This is a genomic window from Siphonobacter sp. (genome assembly GCF_048595215.1).
Classification (GTDB): domain Bacteria; phylum Bacteroidota; class Bacteroidia; order Cytophagales; family Spirosomataceae; genus Siphonobacter.
The window spans coordinates 1-9,556 of record NZ_JBMDWJ010000370.1; the positions used below are offsets into that span (position 1 = coordinate 1).

General features: G+C 46.4%; 7 protein-coding genes. All 7 read right to left on the reverse strand.

What is annotated here, in order from left to right; genetic code table 11:
- Positions 1-166: 166 nt before the first annotated feature.
- Complete coding sequence (locus ACOJTG_RS22750; RefSeq protein WP_420155905.1) at positions 167-1,801, reverse strand: RagB/SusD family nutrient uptake outer membrane protein; 1,635 nt, start codon at positions 1,799-1,801, stop codon at positions 167-169.
- Between the two features lie 27 nt (positions 1,802-1,828).
- Positions 1,829-4,927, reverse strand: coding sequence for a SusC/RagA family TonB-linked outer membrane protein (locus ACOJTG_RS22755; RefSeq protein ID WP_420155906.1), 3,099 nt, complete (start codon positions 4,925-4,927; stop codon positions 1,829-1,831).
- Positions 4,928-5,282: 355 nt separating this feature from the next.
- A complete protein-coding gene (locus ACOJTG_RS22760) occupies positions 5,283-5,627 on the reverse strand; it encodes an L-rhamnose mutarotase (protein ID WP_420155907.1) in 345 nt (114 codons plus the stop codon).
- Between the two features lie 8 nt (positions 5,628-5,635).
- Positions 5,636-7,267 (reverse strand): alpha-L-fucosidase, encoded by a 1,632-nt coding sequence (locus ACOJTG_RS22765; RefSeq protein WP_420155908.1) that lies wholly within the window; start codon positions 7,265-7,267, stop codon positions 5,636-5,638.
- Positions 7,268-7,989: 722 nt separating this feature from the next.
- Entirely contained in the window at positions 7,990-8,592 is a 603-nt protein-coding gene (locus ACOJTG_RS22770) for a Crp/Fnr family transcriptional regulator (protein WP_420155909.1), read from the reverse strand.
- 182 nt (positions 8,593-8,774) lie between these two features.
- Positions 8,775-9,266 (reverse strand): hypothetical protein, encoded by a 492-nt coding sequence (locus ACOJTG_RS22775; RefSeq protein WP_420155910.1) that lies wholly within the window; start codon positions 9,264-9,266, stop codon positions 8,775-8,777.
- Positions 9,267-9,396: 130 nt separating this feature from the next.
- The gene (locus ACOJTG_RS22780) at positions 9,397-9,540 is read right to left on the reverse strand and encodes an AraC family transcriptional regulator (RefSeq protein ID WP_420155911.1); all 144 of its coding nucleotides are present in this window, start codon (positions 9,538-9,540) and stop codon (positions 9,397-9,399) included.
- Positions 9,541-9,556: the final 16 nt, after the last annotated feature.

Below are 9,556 nucleotides of genomic sequence, written 5' to 3' on the forward strand. Positions count from 1 at the left end.
ATAGACTTTATTTTAAAGACGTATACTCGTAGTCGAAGACCTGCTGCTTATCCAGTGCTTAAACCATAGACTTTATTTTAAAGGCTAGAACCTATTAACAAGGGATAAATTTTGCTTTTAGCCCCCTCAAAAGTGGATACATCTTCTGAGGGGGCTAGGGGTTTCGTTAGTATCCAGGGTTTTGGGTCAAGTTTGGATTGATATCCCTTTCCGATTGAGGCACGGGCCATAACTCATTTCTTCCCGCCACAAAATTTCGTTTCTGGTACAGATAAAAACCCTGATTATCTACCGGAAAAGCGGTATAGGTGGCTGGCGTATTGGTCAGTTTCATACCCGTGAATTGGCGATTAAGCTCCGCGGCTGCCGTTCCCCAGCGTTGAATATCAAAGTAGTGCAGTCCTTCAAAGGCAAATTCCACTTTCCGTTCCCGACGAATAATTGTTCGCAGGCTGGCTGGATTGGTGGTAGTAACGGCGGGCATGGCTACCGAACTGCGTCCTCTTACCTGGTTGATGGTGGCATTGAGCAGGGCCTGATCAATGGCTTCTCCGGCTTCCAGTTTTGATTCCAGGTAACTTAACAACACTTCCGGATACCGGATGAGCGGGAAGTTACCCCCGTAATTGGTCAGGCTTCCCGAAAAAGTAGGGTCCATGAACTTATTGATACAATACCCACTCCAGTTATACCGGGTAATGCGATCCGGAGACGTAGACGTAGGGCTGGCTTCGTAGGTAATGCCTTTGAACGTGGTACGTCCTGAAATCATGATGGTGTAATCCAGACGCGGATCACGATTGGCGTAGGGGTCGTTTGATTTGTAAAGCGGCGACTCCTCCACGGTTTTGCCATCCGTACATTCGTAGGATTGTACCAACTCGTTATAGGGCGAGAACTGATGCCATCCGCCGTAGGCCTCGGGGTAGAGGTATTGCAGCATGACCGTACTCAGAAAATCTTCCAGGTACTCGTGGGCAAAAACGATCTCTTTACTATTCTCTCCGGTTTGTCTGAAAAGTTGAGCAAATCCGGCCTGATCCACGCTGTAGACACCACTATCCATGATCTGTTTGTAAGTGGTGGCGGCATCGCTCCATTTTTTTTCGGCCATTTGCAAACGGCCCAGAATAGCCAACGCTGCACCGGAGGTAATCCGACCGCGTTCATTAGCCGGACGCGTAAAGGGAAGGTTAGCCACACTGCTTTTTAGATCATTTTCGGCAAAGGCCCATACTTCGGCTTTCGGGGTTCTTTTGATGCTGTTGGCTTCCGCAATCGTCAGTGACTTCGTAGGTAAAGGAACGTCTCCGAAGTACAAAGCCAGATTTAAATACAGGTACGCCCGGATCGTTTTTACTTCCGCAATCATCGTGGCTTTCGTCGCCTCATTGATCGTAATTTCGTTGATATGATCCAGGAAGTTGTTGCAACGGGCAATGGTTACGTAGGAGTTGCTCCAGAAAGCAGAGGTAAGCCAGTACGTGGAGTTTAACGTGCCATTGGTCACCGCATCGGGAATAAGTTCTTTTTCAGAACCCATACCCGCCATCATGTCCAAATAAATCATGGACATGCCGCCGAAGAAGTCGCCCGAAGCCCATCCGGAACCGAAGTTATAACAACCTACCAAGGCCAGGTTAGCATCTTTTTCGGTTTTCCAGAAGGTGGCATCCGAAACCGCATCGAGGGGCTGCTTATCAAAAAAGTCCTTTTTACAACTGGGTAAAAACGTGGTAAGGGCTAGCAACAGTGTCGTCTTAACGACTCGGTTGAGCGTCAGGTAAGGTATGTTTTTCATAGGAATTTGCATGTCTGAAAGGAACCACTAGAGGTTTAGATTGATACCAAACGTATAGACTTTAGTGATGGGATAGAACTGACTTCCATCGCCCGTGGCATTGGTCATCTCGGGATCCCAGCCTTTGTAGAACTTGTTGAGTGAGAGGAGATTTTGTCCACTGAAGTACAGACGAAGCCGACTGATCTTCCATTTTTGGAGTACTTCGGAAGGAATACTGTACCCAATTTGAAGATTCTTCAAACGAGCGAAGCTGCCATCCCGATTCCAGTAGGTAGAGGTTTGGATCGTTCCACTGCCCATTTGAAGGCTCGTCAGCTTGGGGTACTTCGCGTTAGGATCGGGGTTGTCGGTAGTCCAGCGATTATCCACCTGCCACCGCTGGATTTGTCCGCCGTTGTAGAAAGCAAAGGCCGAGTACGAACCGATTTGTTTTTGATAGCCCGCCAATCCTTGAATCAACGCAGAGAAATCAAATCCCTTGTAATCAAAGGAGAGGGTAGTGCCAAACGTATACTTAGGAACGGTGGTACCGATAACTTGGCGATCATACGTAGCATCCACTTTTCCATCGGGAACGCCATTAGGTCCGCTGATGTCTTTGTAGCGAACAAAGCCCGGTTGAGCGGCGTAGGGTTGGGCAGGATAGGTGTTAATTTCATCCGTACTGGTAAATAACCCGTCGGCTACGTAACCATAAATAACACCGATGGGCTGTCCGACAAACAAACCGCTACCGATATTTTGCTTCAACCCATCGGCTAGGCCGGTAATCCGGTTTTTGATGTAGGAGAAGTTCGGTGAAATGGCCCAGTTCAGCCCGTTACTTTTACCCCGGTACGTCAATTGAGCTTCAAATCCACTGTTTTTTACACTGCCGATGTTCACCGCTGAAGTACCCAATCCTAGCGTAGAAGAAGTGGCAATGGTATACAGAACACCCGTCGTTTTCTTATCAAATACGTCGAGTACCAGGCTTAGTTTTCCTTTCCAAAGACTCATATCCAGGCCAAGATTAGAAATGGCCGTTTCCTCCCAGGTAATGTCGCCATTGCTAAGCCGGGTCGTGGCGGCTCCGGTAGCTAAGGCTCCGCCGAAGGAGTAATTCTGACCCAAACTCACCAGATTTTGGTAGGGGTACGTACCCACATTCTGGTTGCCTAATACTCCCCAGGAAGCCCGCAGTTTCAGGTTATCCAGCCAGGTAGCTGAGTTAAGAAATTCCTCTTCCGAGATTCGCCATCCGGCCGAAAAGGAGGGAAAAACGCCCCAGCGACCTTTGGCGGGGAAGCGGGAGGTACCATCGGCTCTCAAGTTGGCCTCCAGTAGATACCGGTCTTTAAACGAGTAGTTGAGTCGGCCAAAAACTGATCGAATACCCCAGGAAGAGGCCGAACCCGAAGAACTCATCCCCGTGGCCGAACCCGCATTGAGTTCGTAGAGTAACGAGGTAGGAAAGTCCTTACGGAATCCAGAGATATACGAGTCATTGTATTCTTCCTGCGATACCCCCGCCAACACCGTAAAGGAATGGTCCTGAATAACTTTAGCATAAGATAGCAAAGATTGCAAGGTTACCTGCGTACCCTGGCCGGAGTAGACGTTGAGGGTATTGGGACCCACGTATTTGTTGGCATCGAACTGAAAATCAGAAGCATATTCTTTATTATAACTACTCCAGAAGTTGTAACCAATTTTCCCGCTTAGATTTAAACCGGGCAGGATGTTCCAGTTCATTTCAGCCCCGCCTAAAAAGTATTTGTTCGTGCCTTTGTAAAAAGAGTTACTCGATAACCAGGCTTCGGGGCTATAGTTATCCTGGTAGCCATAGGTGCCATCGGATTTGCGTCCCGCGTAGATAGGTCCCTGACGAACGGCAAAATTGATGATGCTATTCATCCCACCCCCGTTTGAGTTAGGCGAATGATTTTCAGCAGTATAGCCCTGCAAACTTACTTTTAGCGTCAGCTTATCACTGAGCTGACTGTCGTTGTTGAAGAGGAAATTGTAGCGAGTGTAGCCGTTTTTAGCCACAATACCGTCCTGAGATAAGTAACTGGCGGAAAACAAATTGCGACTCCGTTCCGTACCACCCGAAAAATTCAGCGAGTGGGCCATTTGAAAACCACTGCCCGAAGTCAGCAGGTTTTTGAAATGCGGCACGTTGGGATAGTTATCCGGATCCGACTGATTTCGGAAAGTTTCAATTTGAGCGTCTGTGTAGGAGGGCGTCTGACCGGAATTGACGTTTGCTTCGTTTCTGAGCTTGGCGTATTCCCAGGAATCCACGAATTCGGGCAGGGCGGTGGGCTTTTGCCAGCCCAGGTAATTATTATAGGTTACTTGAAGTTTACCACTCTGCCCCCGCTTGGTTTCAATCAGGATTACTCCATTCGCCGCCCGACTCCCGTAAATGGACGCGGAAGCCGCATCTTTAAGCACCGAAATACTTTTGATGTTGTTGGGGTCTACGTCATTGATCGAAGTAGCCAACCCATCGACAAGAATCAGGGGGCCTCCACCGGCCCCGTACGAGCCAATCCCCCGGATGGTGATACCCGCTCCATCATTACTGGGCTGACCCGACCCCTGGGAAACCACTACACCCGTTACCAAGCCCGCTAAGGCCTGAGAGGCCTGCGTAATGGGACGGTTTTCGATTTCTTTGGTGGAAATACTGGAAACCGAACCCGTTAAGTTCACTTTTTTCTGCGTACCATAGCCTACTACTACAACTTCAGTAAGGGCTTTGCTATCGGTTTGAAGGACGATATCTACTGACGTTTTACTTGAACTAACGGCAATACTCTGACTGACGTACCCCACCGAAGAAATAAGTAGCGTACCCGTAGTGCCGGGAATATTCAGAGAAAATTTTCCATCCCCATCAGAGGTTGTACCGACGTTTGCATTTTCCTCTAGTCGAATCGTTGCTCCGGGCACTACAGCTCCTTTTTCATCCTTAATCTTACCCGTGAGGATGAAAGTAGGAGCTAAGGTTCTCTGGCCTAGCGTAATGGATGAGCTTGCTAGTGAACGCTTTGGAAAGGGTAATGTTGGGGTTGATTCTGCCTGCGAAGAACCCGCCGCACAAATAAAACCAAGTAGGATTGCTCGCTGGAGCATCCTTTGCGGAGGAGGTAAAAATGAGGTTTTCATAGTAAATTGTATTAAAGAAAATAAAGGTTTGAGCCAGCCCCGGCTAAAGAGCTGTATTGCGTATGTGGAAACGGAATTTGATCCAAGGATCAGAGGGTATTTTTCATAGGCTTAGCGTGGTAAGTATCAGTAATCTCAAACTAAGTACACTTCAAGGGGAAGGAAATGAAAATCAGTAAGAAAGGTGTTCACTTGGTTACCGCTTACCCCTGATTGTACAATCAAGGATAAGCGGTGACCAAATGAGACTAAACTAAAATAACGATACTTAATATACGTGAAAATATGAAAAGGCAAAATCCAGCCTAGGCATTGGTAAAGGTTAAGCGGGGATTAAGGTAAAGATGCGAGCCATTGGTGCCCATTTTTCGTTTTCAGCAGACCAACTGAGCGGTAGCTGGAATTGCGACATGAGTGATTCCCACTCCATCACTTTGGCATTGCTGCGATCCATTTGCTCTTTCAGGCGGAAATCAAAATCATCGCTGGTTTCCATAATCATGAAAAGTCGGTTTCCAGTGCGATAGATTTCCATATTTTTTATGCCACTATCCAGCATACCTTGCGTGACCTCGGGCCAGGCATTTTCGGGCTTATGATACGTTTCGTACTGATGGATAAGCTCAGGATCATCCTTTAAATCCAGAGCAAAGCAGAATTTTTTCATACTCGGATCTAAACGATTTTCAAAGCGTTAGCATAGGGCAGCGTAGGTTGCTGTTGGGGTAGTTGCACTACCAGACCCTGACTCGTCTGCTCAAACGACAGCGAATCAGAACCGCCCAACAGCGACACGCGGCGTACGGGAGTCGGGTGTAAACCCTTCTCACTGGACAGCGACTTGATTACTACTTTGCCTCCCTCGGGCCAGCCCATCACCGTAGCATACAAGGCCTCTCCCTTGCTCGTAAACCGAATGTCCGCCCCGGTGAAAGCCTTGCCTTTTCCTTCGTTGAAACCCTGAGCCGACAGCGGAGCCGCCCCTTCCTGGGCCGGACCTTCTCCAAATACCTTCCAGGGACGAGTACCGTAGATGGCCTCACTGTTCACTTTCATCCAGGATCCAATCTCGCTCACGACCGCCCGCTCCTGCTCATCAATGCTGCCATCTCCCCGCACCGGAATATTTAACATCAAATTGCCATTCTTGCTCACCACATCCACTAAGGTGTGAATCACCGTCTTGGCTGACTTGTAGCCCTTGCGATCGTAGACGGCCCGGTTATAGTGCCAGTCCCCGATGCAGGTATCCGTTTGCCAGGGCAGGGGTTCGATGGCGTTGCTCTGGCCCCGTTCGATGTCCCAGATCATGCATTTTCGCTGCTGCTCATCGAGCACTTTGCCAAACACCACCGCTTGTTGATTGCCCTGTTTGTCTATATTCTTGTTATACAGGTGAGCCGCGATCTTTAGACCAGCATCGTCGATGGGCCACAGCGGCAGGGCCGTATCATCAAAGTAGATGAACTTCGGATTGTACTGATCAATGAGATCGAGGGTTCGCTTTAAAAACTTGTCGCAGTAGGCTTGGGTGGGTTTGGCTACCCCATTGCCCCAGTTCCACTGGCTGTGAATCATGCCATCGTCTTCACTGTTTTTGCTCAAAGGGTGATTCTGAGCGTAGAGTTCTTGGGGATCCAGCCCCTGCCACCACTTTCCTTTGCCGTCGGCTTTGGTCACCTTACCATCGTAGGGAACGCCCTTCAAAGGTCCTTGTTTATCGCTCCGCTGAGCCGTTTCCATCCAGCTCCAGGTGTGAGCCGCGTGCACGCTGACGCCAAAGGGTAGGCCCTGGCGGCGAGCGGCTTTTTCCCAGCCGCCGATGATGTCTTTTTTAGGACCCACCTTGGTGGAGTTCCAGGACTGGTATTTGCTGTTGTACAGGTCCAGGTTATCATGGTGATTGGCCATGGCCATGAAGTACTGGGCACCGGCCTGCTTGTAGAAGGCCACCAGCTCCTCGGGGTCCCAGCGTTCGGCTTTCCACTCATGGATAACGTCCTTGAAGCCAAATTTAGAAGGGTGTCCGTACTTGTTGAGGTGATATTTGTACTGATGGCTGCCTTCCTGATACATGCCCCGGGCGTACCAGTCGCCAGCTTCGGGCTGGCACTGGGGGCCCCAGTGAGCCCACATGCCAAACTTAGCATCCTTGAACCAGGTGGGTGTCTGGAACTGCTCCAGGGATTGCCAGGTCGGTAAGAATGGGCCTTTCTTGGTTCTGGCTAATTCGGCCAGCAGGGGATTGGAAAGGGCTAGCGTGGGTAGTAAACCAAGCGTACTCTTAATTAGGGCTCTGCGATTCATAGATTAATGCTTAGGCAAGCGTATATCGCTTTTGATAAAGGTAATTGACTGTTACAAATGTATAGTTTAATAAAATGATTGAATTGTACAAAAAGGATTTTAATTTTAACAAATCGGGTTTTAAATGATTGGGATAGATCCACGCAAAGGAAGCCAAGGAGTAAAATATACTAGTAGTCAGTTAGTTATGTACTGAAAAGGATTGAAGATTAGCTTTTCGCTACTGCATACGAATTGCCTACAGTTGAACAAACCGTGGAATGATCGGTCGGTGATGAGTCTATTTTACGGAATCTATGTTATCGGCCCAGAGGGGTCGTTGGGAGCTAACGGTCAAAGCTTAGTCCTGGAAAAAGGCTATTTATACCTCATCCTTAGTTTTACTGGCTGTGATCAGCCTTACATATGGATTAAGTTCAAAAATAAGGATCTACCAAATCTGATGCTAAACGTTTCTTAGAGTAGCTGCTTAGATCAATCCCTATACCGAGTACCCTCTCTGTACATTCAGAAAGAGGGATTTATTACAGGCCAAACACATTAGTTAACAAGATTGAAACTATACGCGTACAATACCTAAATCAGCAGAACAATAGAGAAATGGTTATCCTATATACTAATAAGATAACCATTGTTGAATCAATATGAATGTTTAAACGACTAAGCGTGATCTTAAGATGGTAAGGAAAATAGTAATAACTGAAAAATAAAATCATTAGGAATCAGGATTTAACAGCATCCTGTATTCGTTTTTTGATTCGGCTCAGGGATTGATTTTTAATTCCTAAATAAGAAGCGATATGATAAGCGGCTATTCGTTCTACAATCGTGGGATGCTCGTTTATTAAATTGAGATAACGTTTTTCATTATTAAACAATAAGAGATCTTCTGTTCGCCCTTGTGCTTGATGAAAAAAGTGCTCCGCCAACCTTCTACCGAAACGTTCCCAAGATTTATGGTTCTGGTATAAATTCTGTAAATCTTGGTAAGATAAGTACAAAACCTCTGCGTCTTCCAAGGCTTCAATGTAATAGACACAAGGACATTGGTAAAGGAAACTGCGGAAAGAAACAATGAATTGTTCTTCTGAAAAGAAGAACATATTTTTCTCTTCATGCGTACTAGGATTACAATAGTAGACTCTAAAAATGCCCTTTATGACAATCCCTAAATCCTGACATACAATATTTTGCATATTGTAAAAATCTCCTTTACGTAAGTGTCGCTTTCGCCACAAAGGAAGGCTAACGGATAGATCTTCTTCCGTTAGCCCTGAAAAGGGGGCGAGTATAGCGTGTAAAAACTTGGATGGCTCTATGTTCATTTTCTTAGTTCAGAAAAGAAGACTCTTAGCAAGATAAGCATCTTCATTGAGAAGCCGTCGTTCTAATGCTCTGTAACTGAGGCGAACAGGTGTGTCTGTCAGCGTTAGTTCTTTTCCTTTGTAAAGAAACATGGAATCTCATACTTTATGCTTTCTTTCACGCTTCTTTTTTAGCAAATCAATTAGGGGAGCGTTCTATTGATTTTCCGTTGCTTAATGAACTGATAAATCGAACCAGCGATAAATAGTATGAACAGGAAAAGTAATGTTTTAGCAATCACCGGATCCGTAACGTTTTTAGCCCAGGGATGTCCAATCGGGACACGCGTAAAGGTCTCATTGACGGTAGGAACAAGTGATAGAAAAAAGCTGACGGATAAAAGGAAATTTTCGAAGTAACGAGCTTTAGTATTCCCTTGCTTCTTAAGAGAAATAACAAAAGATATCAGAACTAAAATAAAAATAAAGATTGAAAAAACATGCCCCGCATTAAATCCTCCGTTTTTAGAAATTCCTAACGCTGTTAATGAAGTAATGATGGTACTGTACAAATAGATTTTACCGGTTGCCTTCGTTAAATTAATTTTCCCGTATCGGGCGAAGGATAGAAGTGCGGAAAGAATGGCGATGACACCAATGGCGGTGTGAAAAATCCCTAAATTTGAAAGTCGCATATCGTTGATTGTTTCTGCAAACTTCTGAAAGAAGGAAATAGCGAAAATTCACTTAAGTGAATTTTCGCAAACTATTTTATTTTCTTGGCCATTCTTAAGTGAAGCGAAGGTGAACAAACTACAGCTCCTACTACGCATCTTCAAATTCTTCATTGGGAGCCTGTAACCGATGAAGTTTAGCGTATTCTAAGGGAGACATGCCATAGAGTTGATGAAAGGCTTTACGGAAGTATTTAGGACTTTCAAAACCAACCTGCATCATGACTTCCCCAATACGGACGTCATCCCTC